This window comes from Rhizobium ruizarguesonis, from assembly GCF_017357285.1.
GTDB lineage: Bacteria > Pseudomonadota > Alphaproteobacteria > Rhizobiales > Rhizobiaceae > Rhizobium > Rhizobium ruizarguesonis.
The window spans coordinates 3007545-3022755 of sequence record NZ_CP071678.1 but is presented as its reverse complement, the minus strand read 5'-3'; the positions used below and the strand labels follow the sequence as shown (position 1 = coordinate 3022755).

13 protein-coding genes are annotated in these 15211 nt (G+C 61.5%); 10 read left to right on the top strand and 3 right to left on the bottom strand.

Features of this window, described 5'->3' with window-relative positions:
* Positions 1-138: 138 nt before the first annotated feature.
* Together J3P73_RS14990 and J3P73_RS14985 are read left to right on the top strand one after the other, a co-directional pair.
* Positions 139-1650: a DUF1800 domain-containing protein gene (locus J3P73_RS14990; protein WP_130692044.1), complete on the top strand. Its 1512-nt coding sequence runs from the start codon at positions 139-141 to the stop codon at positions 1648-1650.
* A gap of 115 nt (positions 1651-1765) precedes the next feature.
* Complete coding sequence (locus J3P73_RS14985) at positions 1766-2950, top strand: DUF1501 domain-containing protein (protein ID WP_130692042.1); 1185 nt, start codon at positions 1766-1768, stop codon at positions 2948-2950.
* Between the two features lie 101 nt (positions 2951-3051).
* On the opposite strand, the gene J3P73_RS14980 is transcribed toward J3P73_RS14985, so the two are convergent.
* Positions 3052-4041 (bottom strand): aldo/keto reductase, encoded by a 990-nt coding sequence (locus tag J3P73_RS14980; protein ID WP_018074490.1) that lies wholly within the window; start codon positions 4039-4041, stop codon positions 3052-3054.
* A 153-nt stretch (positions 4042-4194) separates the two neighbouring features.
* Here J3P73_RS14980 and J3P73_RS14975 point away from each other — a divergent pair, with 153 nt between their 5' ends.
* The 4 genes from J3P73_RS14975 (at position 4195) to J3P73_RS14960 (ending at position 7654) form a co-directional block, all read left to right on the top strand.
* Entirely contained in the window at positions 4195-5094 is a 900-nt protein-coding gene (locus J3P73_RS14975; protein ID WP_130692040.1) for a LysR family transcriptional regulator, read from the top strand.
* A gap of 141 nt (positions 5095-5235) precedes the next feature.
* Positions 5236-6324 carry an alpha/beta hydrolase gene (locus tag J3P73_RS14970; RefSeq protein ID WP_130692038.1) on the top strand — a complete coding sequence of 363 codons (1089 nt, stop codon included), beginning with the start codon at positions 5236-5238 and terminating at the stop codon, positions 6322-6324.
* A 115-nt stretch (positions 6325-6439) separates the two neighbouring features.
* The gene (locus J3P73_RS14965) at positions 6440-6922 is read left to right on the top strand and encodes a cytochrome P460 family protein (RefSeq protein WP_018493096.1); all 483 of its coding nucleotides are present in this window, start codon (positions 6440-6442) and stop codon (positions 6920-6922) included.
* 33 nt (positions 6923-6955) lie between these two features.
* Positions 6956-7654, top strand: a complete 699-nt coding sequence (locus J3P73_RS14960) for a DUF4405 domain-containing protein (protein ID WP_130655771.1) — start codon at positions 6956-6958, stop codon at positions 7652-7654.
* Between the two features lie 126 nt (positions 7655-7780).
* Here the strand turns inward: J3P73_RS14960 and J3P73_RS14955 are convergent, their stop codons facing one another.
* Positions 7781-8368 (bottom strand): hypothetical protein, encoded by a 588-nt coding sequence (locus tag J3P73_RS14955; RefSeq protein ID WP_018074495.1) that lies wholly within the window; start codon positions 8366-8368, stop codon positions 7781-7783.
* A gap of 19 nt (positions 8369-8387) precedes the next feature.
* A complete protein-coding gene (locus tag J3P73_RS14950) occupies positions 8388-8774 on the bottom strand; it encodes an acyl-CoA thioesterase (protein ID WP_012757923.1) in 387 nt (128 codons plus the stop codon).
* A gap of 290 nt (positions 8775-9064) precedes the next feature.
* On the opposite strand from J3P73_RS14950, the gene J3P73_RS14945 reads away from it, so the two are divergent.
* The 4 genes from J3P73_RS14945 to J3P73_RS14930 all read left to right on the top strand — a co-directional run bounded on the left by J3P73_RS14945 (position 9065) and on the right by J3P73_RS14930 (position 15099).
* Entirely contained in the window at positions 9065-10885 is a 1821-nt protein-coding gene (locus tag J3P73_RS14945) for a methyl-accepting chemotaxis protein (protein WP_020397677.1), read from the top strand.
* 666 nt (positions 10886-11551) lie between these two features.
* A complete protein-coding gene (locus tag J3P73_RS14940) occupies positions 11552-13120 on the top strand; it encodes a peroxidase family protein (RefSeq protein WP_226532034.1) in 1569 nt (522 codons plus the stop codon).
* A 186-nt stretch (positions 13121-13306) separates the two neighbouring features.
* Complete coding sequence (locus J3P73_RS14935) at positions 13307-14614, top strand: extensin-like domain-containing protein (RefSeq protein WP_130692036.1); 1308 nt, start codon at positions 13307-13309, stop codon at positions 14612-14614.
* Between the two features lie 137 nt (positions 14615-14751).
* Entirely contained in the window at positions 14752-15099 is a 348-nt protein-coding gene (locus J3P73_RS14930; protein WP_012757920.1) for a CAP-Gly domain-containing protein, read from the top strand.
* Positions 15100-15211: the final 112 nt, after the last annotated feature.

The window sequence follows — 15211 nt, the reverse complement described above, 5'->3', positions numbered from 1 at the left end:
GGCAGCCTGTCACCTCAAGCATTTCCGTTTTTTCCGAGTCACTGAAATGCTCTGACTTTTTGTTTGCGCAATTCCGGACGCAAAACCGCAACGCACTTTTGCTGGAATTGCTTAGCAGTGATCAGGAGGTGATCTGCCATGAGCCTGTCTTTCCCGACGATGGCGGCGATCCGGTTCGGCTATGGCTTCCGGCCGGGCGAGGCGCCGCCGGACAGCAAGGACGAGCTCATCGGCCAGCTGCGCAAGGGGGCGGCGGCGACGCCGGACTTTCCGCTCGGTGGCCCCGACATGCGCCACCAGGCGATTCTCAGCCTGCAGGCGCAGTTGCAGCAGATCCGGCAAGACGCCAAGACGGTGACCGACGATACGACACAGCGCGAGATGCGCAAAGGGGTCCAGCGCCAGGCGCAGCAGCAGTTTCAACATGATGCGAACCTGCGGCTGATGCAGGCGGTGCTGTCGCCGTACGGCTTCTACGAGCGGCTGGCGACCTTCTGGACAGACCATTTCTCCACCAGCGCCGACAAGAGCCTGCCGATGCGCCTGATCGTGCCGCTCTACGAGGCGGAGGCGATCCGGCCGTTCATATCAGGCAAGTTCGGGGATCTCTTGCGCAGTGCCACCGCCCATCCGGCCATGCTGATCTATCTCGACCAGGCGGATTCGCTCGGTCCGGATTCGGCCGGCGGCATCAAACGCAACAAGGGGCTGAACGAAAATCTCGGCCATGAACTGCTGGAATTGCACACGCTCGGCGCCGGCAGCGGCTATACCCAGGCGGATGTGACCGCGGCAGCCATGGTGCTGACAGGCCTCACCATCGACCGCAAGGAGATGGACATCGCTTTCCGACCGAATATTTCGGAGCCCGGCGCGCATGAGGTGCTCGGCGTCAGCTATGGCGGGCGCAGGCGCTCGCGCGACGATTATCTCGACATGCTCGACGATCTCGCGCTCCATCCGAAGACGGCGGCGCACATCAGCCGGAAGCTCGCGGTGCATTTCATCTCCGACCAGCCCGACGAGGGGATGGTGTCCGATATGGCCGAAGCCTGGAAGAAGACGGATGGCGACCTGACCGCCGTCTACACTGCGATGCTCGACCATCCCGCCGCCTGGCGCGACGAGGGCGCCAAGGCGCGCCAGCCTTTCGACTATGTCGTCACCGGCCTGAGGGCATTGAATGCGGGACCGGTCAACGGCGTCGTAGGCAGTTTCCTGGCGGCCAACCAGCAAGGTACGGACGAGGGCGACATGGCGGCGAACACGCCTGGCATGGCAGGATCGCCGGTGCCGACGGATCCCGCCGGCGAGGCGAGGGAGAAACGCCTCAAAGCCTTCCAGACGGCGCGGGCGCTGGGGCAGGGCGCACTCAGGCGCATGGGCCAGCCGATCTGGCTGCCGCCGAGCCCGGCCGGTTACGAGGAAGGCTTCTCCGCCTGGATCACCGGCAGCCAGCTCGCCGAGCGGCTGGCCTGGGCGAGGCGGGCCGCGGCGCAGTTCGGTCGGGACGAAGATCCGCGCGAATTCCTGAAGTCGACGCTTGCTGATGCCGCCCGCGACGAGACGATCCGCGTGGTGTCGCAGGCGCCGAACAAGATCAGCGGGCTGACGCTGGTGTTGGCATCGCCCGAATTCAATCGCCGCTAAGCAGACTTTCGTTGGCAAGCCAACGCTTCGTCTGCTTAGCTTCTTTGTTTTATCGCAGGTTCTGGCCGGAAAACCGTTGGACACTTTTCCGGAACCTGCTTAGGAGGCCCCGCCCATGACGCTGCCCACGAACCGGATTTCGCTGTCCCGCCGCGGCTTTCTGGCCTCTGCCTGCTGTCTTGCCGCCGCCCCCGTCTTCACACCGGTCACTTTCGCGGCAATGCCGGGGGATAACCGCTTCGTCACCATCGTGCTGCGCGGCGCGATGGACGGGCTGGATCTGGTGCAGCCCTATGGCGATGCCGGTTTTGCAGCGCTCAGGCCGACCCTGGCGCTGACGCCCGAGACCGGGCTTCTCGACCTCGATGGGCATTTCGGCCTCAATCCAGCGGCGGCCGAGCTGATGCCGCTCTGGAAGAGCCGGGAGCTCGCCTTCGTGCATGCGGTGTCGACGCCCTACCGCGACCAGCGCAGCCATTTCGACGGGCAGGACATGCTGGAATCCGGCGGCGAGGATGTCGCCGAGGAAAAGACCGGCTGGCTGAACCGGGCGCTCGCCGTGATCCCGCGCTCGGACGCGCGCAAGGCGATCGACATCAACACCTCGACGGAACTGATCCTCTCTGGGCCGAACAATGTCGACGTCTGGGCGTCGGATTCCAATCTGGCGCCGGCGCGCGACGAGATGCAGTTCCTGGCACGGCTCTATGCCGGCGATCCGCCGTTCGCCGAAGCACTTGCCGAGGCGACGCGGGCCGACACCGCCTCGATGATGGTCGAGCCAGAGGGCCAGCACGGCGCAAAGATCGCCGACGTGGCGGCGCTCGCCGGCAACATGCTGAAGGGCGATTATCGCATTGCCAGCTTCTCGATCACCGGCTGGGATACGCATATCGGCCAGGCCGGCCAGTTCAAGCGGCCAGTGCAGGACCTCGCCCAGGCGATCAATACGCTGAAGGCGACACTCGGGCCCGAGATCTGGTCGAAGACCGTGGTGCTTGCCATGACCGAATTCGGCCGCACCGTGCGCCAGAACGGCTCAGCCGGCACCGACCACGGCACCGGCGGCTGCGCGCTGCTTGCCGGCGGCGGCGTCAACGGCGGCCGCATCCTCGGCCGTTGGCCGGGCATCGGCGACGGCCAGTTGCTCGACGACCGCGACCTGATGCCGACCGCCGACCTACGCGAACTCGCGGCGGCAATGCTCTACCGGCAGTTCGATGTCAGCGCCGATGATTTGACGGGGAAGATCTTCCCGGGGCTGGGGTTCGACAAAGGGTCGCAGTTTCTGCGTGGGTGAGGCCCGGTCTCGCAAAGCGGGAGCGATCGATCCAGTGAATCGATCGCAGGGCCGAACGCCCTGAGCCCAAGTGAAGGGCCGGGCGGCATCGACGACAGGCCTTAGCGGCCGGTCATCTTGAGCGCTGCCTCGGGTAGCCGTTCGCCTTGGACCTCGATGCCGGAGAGGGCTGCGTCGATTTCGGCGAGGTCGTCGGCGAGCAGGTCGACGTCTACTGCCCCGAGGTTCTCTTCCAGCCGATGTTGCTTCGTCGTTCCCGGGATCGGTACGATCCACGGCTTTTGGGCCAGCAGCCAGGAAAGGGCTATCTGCGCGGGTGTGGCGCCCTTGCGGTCGCCGATCCGCCTGATCAGGTCGACGAGCGCAAAATTGGCCTTGCGCGCCTCAGGTGAAAAACGCGGCACGCTGTTGCGGAAATCGCTTGGATCGAACTTGGTGTTCTCATCGATCTTGCCGGTCAAAAAGCCTGCGCCGAGTGGGCTGAAGGGTACGAAGCCGATGCCGAGTTCCTCAAGGGCGGGCAGCAGTTCCGCCTCGGGGCCGCGCCAGAAGAGCGAATATTCGCTCTGGACGGCTGTCACCTTTTGAACGGCATGAGCGCGGCGGATTGTCTGGACGCCGGCTTCGGATAGGCCGAAATGCTTGACCTTACCGGCTGCGATCAGCTCCTTGACAGCGCCGGCCACGTCTTCGATCGGAACGTCGGGATCGACGCGGTGCTGGTAGAACAGGTCGATGCTGTCCGTCTTCAGGCGGCGCAGGCAAGCATCGGCAACCGCCTTGACATGTTCGGGGCGGCTGTTGGTGCCGCCGCGGCGTTCACCAGTTTGCTGGTCGATATCGAAGCCGAATTTTGTGGCGATGACCACCTGGTCGCGGATCGGTGCGAGCGCCTTGCCAACAAGCTCTTCATTCGCGAATGGGCCATAGGCTTCGGCCGTGTCGAACAAGGTGACGCCCTGCTGATGGGCGGTGCGCATCAATCTGATCATGTCGCCTTCGTCGGCGGGCGGGCCGTAAGCGGCGCTCATGCTCATGCAGCCGAGACCGAGCGCTGAGACTTCGAGATCGCCGATAATGCGTGTTTTCATGGTCGTGTCCGTTCGTGGCTTTGTAGGGGCTTGAGGGTGAAGGCGCCGGCCCGGTGTCGCCGGTCTCGCAGTTGAGTTGACGGGAACTTAGTCCTCGTGTCAGCTTTCGATTAGATGCTGTAATGCGCATGGACCTATAAGGCGGACTAATGAATGCCCCAGGACAACAATTTCAACGAACTCGTGGCCTTTCTGACGGTCGCCCGGGAACGGAGTTTTACCAGGGCGGCCGCGAAGCTCGGCGTGTCGCAATCGGCGTTGAGCCAGACGGTGCGCGGTCTCGAAGAAAAGCTCGGGCTTCGTCTTTTGACCCGCACTACCAGAAGCGTGTCGCCGACACAGGCAGGAGAACGCCTGGTGGAACGGGTGGGACCCAGATTTGAAGAGATCCAGTTCGAGATCGCCGCCCTGAGCGAAATGCGCGAGCGACCGGCCGGCACCATTCGCATCACGGCAGGCGAGCACTCCGCGATTTCCATTCTCGCGCCGGCACTGACGCGCTTTCTTCCAGATCATCCCGATATCAACGTCGAGGTGATCGTCGACTATGGCCTGACCGACATCGTCACCGAGCGTTACGACGCCGGCATCCGGCTCGGCGAGCAATTGGCGAAGGACATGATCGCGGTCCGGATCGGTCCGGAGATGTGCATGGCGGTCGTCGGAGCGCCCTCCTACTTCGAGCGCCATCCGCGCCCGGATATCCCGCAGGATCTCACGGCTCACAACTGCATCAACATGCGGCTGCCGACACACGGGACGATATATCCATGGGAGTTCGAGAAGGACGGCCGCGAACTGCGCGTCCGTGTCGAGGGCCAGATGGTGTTCAACAACATCGCCACGAGGATCGGCGCCGTGCTGGACGGGCTGGGACTGGCCTACATGCCCGAGGATCAGGTTCATTCCTACATCGAAGACGGGCGGCTGATCCGGGTTCTGGACCACTGGTGCCAGCCTTTTCCAGGATACCATCTCTACTATCCGAACAGGCGGCATGCATCTCCCGCCTTCACCCTGTTCGCCGATGCGCTCCGCTATAGAGGAAAGTAATTCCGATTTTATTCCATCACGGCTTATCAACAGCTTGTGATTAATTAGTCTTGCTAATAGACCCTAGCTGTCCGAGCCGTCTAATCCTTTCCCTCCCATGCCGCTAGCTTCTCGCCACCTGAAACGAAGCGAGAAGCCGACATGCGATATGGATTGTCCAACACCTTGGCCGCATTGGTGCTTGCCTCAGCGCAGCTTGCCGCGCCATTGGCGACGGCTGCCGATGCGGTAAAGCCCGAGCCATTGGTCATCCAGGAGCAGGGTAGTTTTGCCGTGGGGGGAACCACTACGGCAGCGCCTGGCACTTTCGATCCGCTGAAACCTCTCGATCCCGCAGGCCAGACCTATCACGGCGATCATGCCTTTGCCTTCTATCAAGTGCCGGTGAACCCGCGTCAGTACCCGATCGTGATGTGGCACGGTGCCGGACAATTCTCCAAGACCTGGGAGACGACACCCGACGGCCGCGAAGGCTTCCAGAACATCTTCCTGCGTCGAGGCTTCTCCACCTATCTCGTCGACCAGCCGCGCCGGGGCGGGGCCGGGCGGAGCATGGCCGAGACAACAGTGAAGCCGACGGCAGACGAGCAGCTCTGGTTCAACCAGTTTCGCGTCGGCATCTGGCCGAACTATTTCGACAGCGTGCAATTCTCCCGTGATCCGGAAGCGCTGAACCAGTACTTCCGCGCGATGACGCCGAACACCGGGCCGTTCGACATGGACGTCGTGTCGAACGCGGTGGCAAAGCTGTTCGAGAAAATCGGTCCCGGCATTCTTTTCACTCACTCGCAGGGCGGCGGACCCGGCTGGCTGACGGCCATCAAGAGCGACAAGGTCAAGGCCATCGTCGCCTTCGAACCCGGCAGCAGCTTCGTATTCCCGGCAGGCGAAGTTCCTGCCGATATGCCGAGCGCCTTCGACACGCTGAAGGGTGTGCCGGTGCCGATGGACGACTTTCTCAAACTGACGAAGATCCCGATCGTCATCTATTATGGCGACAACATCCCCGACCAGCCGACGACGATGCCGGCGCAGGACAGCTGGCGGGTGCGCCTGGCAATGGCCCGCCTGTGGCGCGATACGGTGAACAAGCATGGCGGCGATGTCACCGTCGTGCACCTTCCAGAGATCGGCATCCGCGGCAACACCCACTTCCCGTTCTCCGACCTGAACAACGTAGAGATCGCCGACCTGGTCTCGACCTTCCTCCACGAGAAGAAGCTGGACTGATCCGCCTCGGACGCTGTGCGGCGCTGCTCTGGCCCAAAGGCCGGTGTGCAGGCAGCGATCCCGTTTGTATCCTGCTCAGAGCCCATACGAACTGCAGACTAAGGGAAACATATCCATGCGTGATCTCTTCAAACGTGTTCCCATCCTTCTTGCCTTGGCCAGCGCTGTCGTTCTCGTTGGTTGGCAAGTCGACGCGGAGCCGAACCGGACGACGCTGCCCGAATTGGCGGGCCTCGTTCATTACACGACCGTCAGGCGCGGCAACGTGACCGAGCACATCATGACGACGAACGAAGCCATCCAGGCCGTGAAGAACGGGCAGCCTGTTCCCGCGGGCACGCACTTCGTGCTGGTCGATTACCGCGACGGGGAAATCTATCGCACCTTCGTCATGGAAAAGGGTTCGGGCTGGGGCGGCGACTATGATGAAGACCGTCGCACCGGCGACTGGCAGTTCCAATGGTTCAAGCCGGACGGCAGCGTCAACATGGCCGAGAACACGGCGCGATGCCAGTCCTGTCATTCGTCCAGGGCCGACGAAGACTTCCTCTACACGCTCGATGCTCTCAAGGAATTTAACGGAGCCGTCATTGACTAGGCCGGATAAAATCCCCGGCGAGGGCGTCGCATCGTGAGTCCTTTTTTCATGATACGCCTCGTGCTCGATTTCACCGCGGCCGGGCTGCTTCTGGCCGCGCTCGCCTACTGGTGGCTCGACAACACCTCGCATGAGCTGATCGGCACCGGCATGTTCATCCTTCTCCTATCGCACAACGTCTTCAACAGGCGGTGGTGGGCGAGGCTTCCGAAGGCGGCGCGCGGTCGGCCAAACCTTCTGACAAACGCGTCGAATATCTCGATCGCCCTGGCGATATCAGCTTTGCTGGTGACCAGCGTGCTGATTTCCCGCTCGGTGTTTGCTTTCCTTCCCTTGAACGGCGGGCCGACGGCGCGCGAAATTCACATCCTTGCGGCCTACTGGGCGTTCGTCCTCGCAGCCGTCCATCTCGGCCTTCACTGGTCGATGATCATGGCCGTCATTGTCGGGCTTTTACGGGTCGGTGCTCCAAACGCGATCAGGACTGCATCCCTTCGCGCTGCCACGGGCGCAATAGCGGCGTGGGGCATCCACAGCCTGTTCGTCATGGGAATCGGAGACCGGCTGATTGCCCGGCCATCGATCGATTTCTGGGACTTCCAGGAGTCCACGATCGGGTTCTTCCTGCATCACATCGCGATCCTGGGGACGTGTGCGTGCGCTGCGCACTATGCGGCCGTTTCGTTGCGTTGGGCGGGTGGGGTAAAGCAGAGGACGGATGCGGGCGTGTGATGTGTGCTACGGCTTTTGGGGTGCAGTCTGTGGTTGCGGCGCTCCCGGCCCTTCGCTTGGGCTCAGGGCGTTCGAAGCTGCAATCGATTCACTGGATCGATTGCTCCCGCTTTGCGGGACCGCTTCTCACCCCAACACATCATAAAGACGGAAGATGAAGCTGATTTGGTAGATCAGGTTGGCGATGACGAAGGTGGCGTGGAAGCGGCGGTTGGGGGTCCAGGCGGCGATGGCGCAGAGGAGGATGTAGACGATGTTGCGAGCTGGGTATTCCCAGCCGAGGGAGAGGATGCGCTCATGGCCCTTGATTGCCGTGTCGAGAATATCGACGGCGTAGGTGAGGCCGAGGATACCGAAGAACCATTTGCGCCGGGAAATGAAATATTCCTCGTAGCCGCCATATTCGTCGAGCGAGGCAGGAAAGAGCAGGGCGCAAAGCAGGAAAAACAGACTGCAGAAGCAGATCAGGAAGAGATAGATGCCGAAGCCGATCGCAGGCACGGCCTGCAGACGATATTCCCACCACCAGATATGGATGATGAAGAGGAACATCGATAGCGCCCAGCCGAGATGGATGGGATAGACCTTGGCCTTGGCGGGATGCTGGACGATGCCGGCAAGGCCGGTGAGCACTCTCGCGAGCGAAAGGCTGATGACCATGCCCATCACCACCTTGATGTGAAGGAAGACCTCCGGCGAGCTGACCGTTTCCATGCGTTCGATCCTTGGCTTGTCACTCCTCGGGGACTTGCTTCGGTTTGCCCTCTTCGTCGAGCGCCACCATGATGAAGGTGCCGGCGGTGACCTTTTCCTGCTGGTTGTAGCGCGAACGATGCGCCCAGGCTTCGACGATCAGCGTGATCGAGGTGCGGCCGACACGGTCGATATCAGTATAGACGGAAAGCGTGTCGCCGATCTTGACCGGCAGCTCGAAGGCCATCTCTTTGACGGCGGCGGTTACGACGCGGCCCTTGGCGCGCTCGGCCGCACGGATGCCTGAGGCAAGGTCCATCTGCGCCATGACCCAGCCACCGAAGATATCGCCGGCCGGATTGGCGTCGCCCGGCATGGCAAGCGTCCTCAGCGTCAGTTCGCCTCTCGGCTTGGCGGCATCGGTCATCAAGTCTTCTCCATCTGGTGCGGGCCACGGGCCGGCGATTCACTGGGAAGCACCCTAGTGCAAAGGCTGTGGGGTGTAAAAGACGGCAAGGCCAAGCGCTACGGACGGCCGACGGGAAAAATGTTGCTGCCGTTTCCGATTGAAATTTCATTCGATTTCAAATGGTTGAATTTTGCAGCTTTCACCTGACCTTACGTTATTTAATATTTTTCTAATTAAGCTTTACGCTCCAGTAATTCCGGCAATTCAGAATGCGATCGATCTCAAATACAAGAATCGCCGGGAACCTCATGCGCAACGTCAAGATTTCCACCCGCCTTTACTGCCTCGTCGCATTCGCGCTTGCCGTGCTCGCTGCGACGATGGTCTTCTTTCTGAACTATTCCTATTCTGAGCTGGAAGCGGAGCGGAAGGCGGGGCTGGCGCAAATGGATGCAACGGCGCTCGGCATATTCGACAAATATTACAAGATGGAACAGGCGGGCACGATGACCCGCGAACAGGCGCAGGCGGCCGCCAAGGACGTGATCGGCGCGATGCGCTACGGCGCCGACGGTTATTTCTGGATCAACGACATGCACCCCACCATGGTGATGCACCCGATCAAGCCGCAGCTGAACGGCACCGATATCTCCCAGATGAAGGATCCGACCGGCAAGTTCCTGTTCGTCGAGTTCGTCAACAAGGTGAAGAAGGACGGCAAGGGCTTCGTCGATTATCTTTGGCCGAAGCCGGGCGCCGACCAGCCAGTGCTGAAATATTCCTATGTCGCCGGTTTCGAGCCCTGGGGCTGGATCGTCGGCACCGGTGTCTATGCGGATGACCTTGCCGCGCTCTATCGCCAGAACGCGATGTGGGCCGCGCTGCTCTGCCTGCTTGGCGCCGCCGCAACGATTGCCATCGCCTATGCCATCGTGCGTAGCGTGACTGCACCGATCGCCCGGCTGAAGGCGGCGATGAACGCGATTGCGGCCGAAGAAGCATCGGTGGAGATATCAGGCAGCGACCGTCGCGACGAGATCGGCCAGATGGCCAAGGCGCTGCTGGTGCTGCGCGATTCCGTCGACGAGCGTAGTGCGCTGCGCGGGCGGGAAGACGAAAGGCAGCGCCAGATCGAAGAAGAGCGCCGCGGCAACGAGGCAAGCCTGCGTTCGGTGTCCGAGCGGCAAACCCAAGCGATGCAGGCGCTCGGCGTCGGCCTTGAGAAGCTCGCGGGCGGCGACCTGACGGTTGCGATCGGCGATATCGGCGAGGATTACGCCAAGCTGAGGGGCGATTTCAACGCCGCCGTCGACGCGCTGAACGGCGTGATCCATGCGATCGCCGAATCGAGCCATGTCGTCAACGAAAGTGCTTCCGACATCAGCGAGGCGACCGGCAACCTGTCGAAGCGTACGGAACAGCAGGCGGCCGCACTCGAAGAGACCGCGGCAGCGCTCGACGAGATCACCGCGACCGTCAAGACCGCATCCGAGCGCGCAAACGAGGCCCGCGAGATGGTCACTGAGACCAAGGCGAGCGCCGGAAAATCCGGCGAGATCGTTCGCAATGCGGTCACCGCGATGGGCCGGATCGAAGAATCCTCCAACCGCATCAGCCAGATCATCTCCGTCATCGACGAGATCGCTTTCCAGACCAACCTGCTGGCGCTGAATGCCGGTGTCGAGGCCGCACGTGCCGGCGAGGCGGGCCGCGGCTTTGCCGTCGTCGCCCAGGAGGTGCGCGAACTCGCCCAGCGTTCCGCCAATGCGGCCAAGGAGATCAAGGCGCTGATCAGCCGCTCGGCGGCCGAAGTCGAGGGCGGCGTGGCGCTGGTGCGCTCGACCGGTGACGCGCTGTTGGAGATCGAGGCGCTGGTCAACCGCGTCAACGATCACGTCGTGTCGATCGCCACGGCGGCGCGCGAGCAGTCGACCGGGCTGAACGAGATCAATAGCTCCGTCAACCATATGGACCAGATGACACAGCAGAACGCCGCCATGGTCGAGGAAACGACGGCGGCAAGCCGCACGCTTGCCGACGAAAGCACCCAGCTGAAAACGCTACTCGCGAATTTCCGCCTGCGCGGCGCCGGGCAACAGGCCGAGGCGAGGTACACCCGGGCCGCGTGAGGAACCGAAAGAAGAGCCGTCCGATGTAACGGCCTCTCACCAAAGTCGGACGGCCCGCGCTTCAGACACTTAGGAAAAAGAGCCGTCGTCACGGCTCTTTTTTATTGACAAGTCTCGTTCTTTAATCGGCCTCGTGCCGAGGACCTGCTGCACTGGCTGTAGATGCTCGAGACAATCCCGAGGATGATGAAAGAGGAGTTGGCCTATTTTGTCAGCAGTCAGAGCTGTTGCAGATCGTCCCCATGCTCCCCTCGACTATTGACGATCTTGGATTGGCGCAATTCTAAGCTTTTCAGGGAACTATACGTTACGGCAGTTCTTGGTAAAAAGCAGCGGATTCAATCAGTAAGCGAATGTAATTGCAATTATTCTGCTAATATGCTTCATTCAGGTTGTACTTGAGGGACGGGGCATTTCGAAGCTAGCGATAGCTACCGTAACGGAAGCCAACACAATTCTCCAATTTCTCCAAATATCCGAGACCACAGTCCCGGCGGCTTTGGCATGGCCGCTGCCTGTTCCCCTGCATTGGGGATCGATGAAACCGACCTTTTGCCGCCTGCAGTCGTCCGCATCGAATGCCGCTGCCCTCAATCACTCCGCTGCCGGAAACCTCAAGGGGTTTCCGTCACCGCATTCCAGCTTTGCAACCGAGGGAGGCCCGAAATGGCTCAGAGCAAGCATGGTTCGCCTGTGAGAGGTATGGATAACGTCGCGCAATCGAGTGTTCGCGATCAGAGATTCGGGAGGATGTTCCGCAACCTGCCGTCCGCCGCATTTACCGAAGCGGCGCTCGTCGATCTCGCGAAAACGATGTTCCAGGGGGAGTTCGCGGAGAAGATCAAGGATCACGAGCCCGTCGATGTTGCGCTCAACGAGAGAGAGCCTGAAGACGAAAACCCGGCGATTCCTGCCGGCTTCACCTATTTCGGGCAGTTTCTCGATCATGACATCACCTTCGATCCAGCCTCGTCGCTTGATCGATTCAACGATCCCAATGCCCTGCAGGATTTCCGCACGCCACGTCTCGACCTGGATTCGGTCTATGGCTCAGGCCCGGCCGACCAGCCTTTCCTTTATGACGACGACGAGCTTCACATGCTTCTCGGGACGGACAAGGATTTCGACAAGGCGCGAAACAAGCGCCCCGATCTGCCGAGGAACAACGCCTCGATCCGGCGCGCGCTGCTTGGCGATAAGCGCAATGATGAAAACCTGATCGTCTCGCAACTTCACACCACCTTCCTCAGATTTCACAACAAGGTGGTGGATACACTGGGTACCCGCGATTTCGAGCTCTGTCAGCAGACGGTGCGCTGGCACTACCAGTGGATCGTCCTGCATGATTTCCTGCCCAGGATAATCGGTCAGGAGACTTATGAGCGCGTCATCGTCGGACGAGGCGAAAAGCCTGTCATTCGTTTCTACAATCCGCAGGGCCGGTATGCCTTTATCCCGGTCGAATTCTCGGTCGCAGCTTACCGATATGGCCATACGATGGTGAGGCCGAGCTATTCCCTCAACAGGATCGTGACGAAGGCCAGGCCCGACGAGCAGCCATTCAATGGAAAAATGGCAAAGTTCAACCGCATCCCGATATTCTCCTTGACCGACGTGGCGCAGGAGCCGCTGGCGAATTTGAACGGGTTCCGCGAGCTTCCCGACTTCTGGTCGATCGATTGGGCCTTCTTCTTCGACGGGGTCGCTCCGGATGGAGCGCCGCCCCCGGGCGCCATTCTGCCGCAACCCTCCTACAAGCTCGATACGCTGCTGGTCGATCCGTTGACCAGCCTGCCTGATCATCAGAGGGAGCCGATCAAGATCCGCAGGGCGCTCGCCGCCTTGAACCTTTTGCGCGGCTGGCGCCTCGGACTGCCTTCTGGCCAGGCGGTCGCCCGGCACATGGAAATGGAGGCGCTGTCGGACGAACAGCTGTTCGACAGCGAGGATGCCGACAGGAAGGAGGCGCGTGGCAAATTGCTGACCGATCATCCCGGCAGCTTCAACGGCAACGCGCCGCTCTGGTTCTACATCCTGCGTGAGGCGGAGATAGTAGGGAACAGCCAGCATCTCGGACCGGTCGGCGGCACGATCATTGCCGAGGTCATCGCCGGCCTCATCCGCGAGGATCGCCACTCGTTCCTGGCGCAATGGCCGAAGTGGCGGCCGACATTGCCGAGCGCTGTGGCGGGTCATTTCACCATCGCCGATCTGATCAACTTCACGAACGGGTAGCCGATCTCGCGCAGCGCGAGACTGCGCTGGGCCTCGTGACTCAACCTTGAAAAGGCCGCGAGAGCGGCCTTTTTCGCGTTCATCGCCTTCAGATTGCGCGGGTAAGCTTTCGTTCACCGTTTTTTATTAAATTTGGAGTGAGTTTTTTCGGTCACTGCCCAGCCAGCCTGCGGAAGCGATAAGAGTATGGCGTTTGTTTCCTTTCCTCGGCGAACCCTTTTGCCCGTTATCCTCTCGGCGGCCCTGACGACCTGTTCGATCAGCGACGGACTGGTGCCGCCGGCCAATGTCGACAACGGCACCAGGGTCAGCTCGATCTCGCCGTCGCGGGGGGCAGCGCGCATGGCGCCTGCCGTGCGCATGGCGCCAGTGGAGAGCCAGGCCTCCTATCCGGTTTCCAGCGCGCCCGTCGGCAATAGCCAGGGCTCGGTCGATTATCTCGACACGCCAAACCTTGCCGGCACCGGCCATGCCGCCCAAGCCGCGCCACAGGCGCGGCGGGGCAAGCTGCCGATGATCGACAGCGACGAGGCGTTAGCGCAGCAGAACCAGAACTGGGGCGGCACGCAGGCGCTTGCGATCCCGTCCGGCGGCGTCAACATGGATGACGATCTCGGGGCCGAGCCGGTTGTCGGGCTGGCGCAGGAACAACAGCAACAGATCGCCGAGGGCAATGCCACCGAGCCGGTTGTCGACGGCATCGGTACCGACAATCCGACGCAGCTCAACCAGCCCATGCGCCAGCCCCCACAGCAGCCAATGCCGCAGCCGACGGCCGAGGCACAGATGAGCCGGGCGCCCGCCTGGAACGACGGCAGCCCTGTGGTGGCGCCGACCCGTGTTCCCGAAGAGGACGAGAGCGAAGAGGTCGCGATGCTGCGGCCGAACAATCCGATGATGAGCGAACCGGCGGCACCCGTCGATCCCAGCGTCATGCCGTCCTCCGAGCTTGCCTGCCGGCGCGAGTTGAAGCGCATGGGCGTCCTCTTCGATGACAAGCCGCCGATTTCGAACGGGCCGACCTGCCAGGTGCCTTATCCGGTGTCGCTGAAGGGGCTTTCCGGCAATATCGGCGTGCGCCCGGCTGTGACGCTGAACTGCCAGGTGACGCTCGCCTTCGCCAAATGGGTGAAGAACGAACTGGCACCGTCCGCCCGCTATCGCTACTGGAGCGGCATCAAGACGATCCAGCCGCTCGGCGGCTATTCCTGCCGGCGCATGAACAACAGCCGGCAGAAATACAATCCTATGTCGGAACACGCCCGCGGCAACGCCATCGACGTCGGCAAGTTCGTGCTGAAGAACGGCCACGAGATCGACGTGCGCAAGAAGGGCCTGTTCTCGCTGCGCGAGGGGCGGCTGCTGAAGGCGGTGCGCAGCGACAGCTGCCGTTATTTCAACACCGTACTCGGGCCGGGCAGCAACCCGGAGCACTGGAACCACTTCCACTTCGATCTTCGCTCCCGCAAGAGCGGCAAGGCCTATTGCGACTGATGCATGCCACCTAAACCATGCGGCGGATGCTGATGTTGCGGCCGCAATTGGGCCTGGCTGGCAGAAAACGGTTCATCCTCGCCGCAGGGCACGCTATAGATCGGCCAGGCGGATTGCCATTTCGAGAGTTTGATCCCATGAGCTATGATTTCCATGTCGGCCAGAAGGTCGTCTGCATCAACGATACCTTCAAACATGTCAGCATCGACCAGCTCATCCGTAAAGGCGAGATCTATACGATCCGCTGGGTGGGCGAATACACCCATTATATCGACGGCACGTTCATCGGGGTGAAGCTCGCGGAGATCAACCGCGGCAATGATGACGGGCCGGAAGGTTATGGGGCGGCCGACATGCCCTATCGCGCCACGCGTTTCCGGCCGCTGGTGAAGGATAAGATCTCGTCACTGCGCAAGCTGTTGGCGCCGACGCCTGATGCACCTGTCGAGCCGAAAGAAAAAATCAGGAAGAAAGAAAAGGTCTGAGCGCTGGCGCGCCGTATTCTCCTGGTGATCCGCCATTGCTGACCGATACATCCGAAGCAGCGGCTGCACGGCGGCTTCGGGACCACCTATCTTGACATCCAATAGCGAACAT

Coding starts and splice junctions, on each gene's coding strand:
- J3P73_RS14935 (WP_130692036.1), top strand. CDS start 13,307: ATGGCGTTTGTTTCCTTTCCTCGGCGAACCCTTTTGCCCGTTATCCTC.
- J3P73_RS14975 (WP_130692040.1), top strand. CDS start 4,195: ATGCCCCAGGACAACAATTTCAACGAACTCGTGGCCTTTCTGACGGTC.
- J3P73_RS14965 (WP_018493096.1), top strand. CDS start 6,440: ATGCGTGATCTCTTCAAACGTGTTCCCATCCTTCTTGCCTTGGCCAGC.
- J3P73_RS14950 (WP_012757923.1), bottom strand. CDS start 8,774: ATGACCGATGCCGCCAAGCCGAGAGGCGAACTGACGCTGAGGACGCTT.
- J3P73_RS14970 (WP_130692038.1), top strand. CDS start 5,236: ATGCGATATGGATTGTCCAACACCTTGGCCGCATTGGTGCTTGCCTCA.
- J3P73_RS14990 (WP_130692044.1), top strand. CDS start 139: ATGAGCCTGTCTTTCCCGACGATGGCGGCGATCCGGTTCGGCTATGGC.
- J3P73_RS14980 (WP_018074490.1), bottom strand. CDS start 4,041: ATGAAAACACGCATTATCGGCGATCTCGAAGTCTCAGCGCTCGGTCTC.
- J3P73_RS14940 (WP_226532034.1), top strand. CDS start 11,552: ATGGCTCAGAGCAAGCATGGTTCGCCTGTGAGAGGTATGGATAACGTC.
- J3P73_RS14955 (WP_018074495.1), bottom strand. CDS start 8,368: ATGGAAACGGTCAGCTCGCCGGAGGTCTTCCTTCACATCAAGGTGGTG.
- J3P73_RS14945 (WP_020397677.1), top strand. CDS start 9,065: ATGCGCAACGTCAAGATTTCCACCCGCCTTTACTGCCTCGTCGCATTC.
- J3P73_RS14985 (WP_130692042.1), top strand. CDS start 1,766: ATGACGCTGCCCACGAACCGGATTTCGCTGTCCCGCCGCGGCTTTCTG.
- J3P73_RS14930 (WP_012757920.1), top strand. CDS start 14,752: ATGAGCTATGATTTCCATGTCGGCCAGAAGGTCGTCTGCATCAACGAT.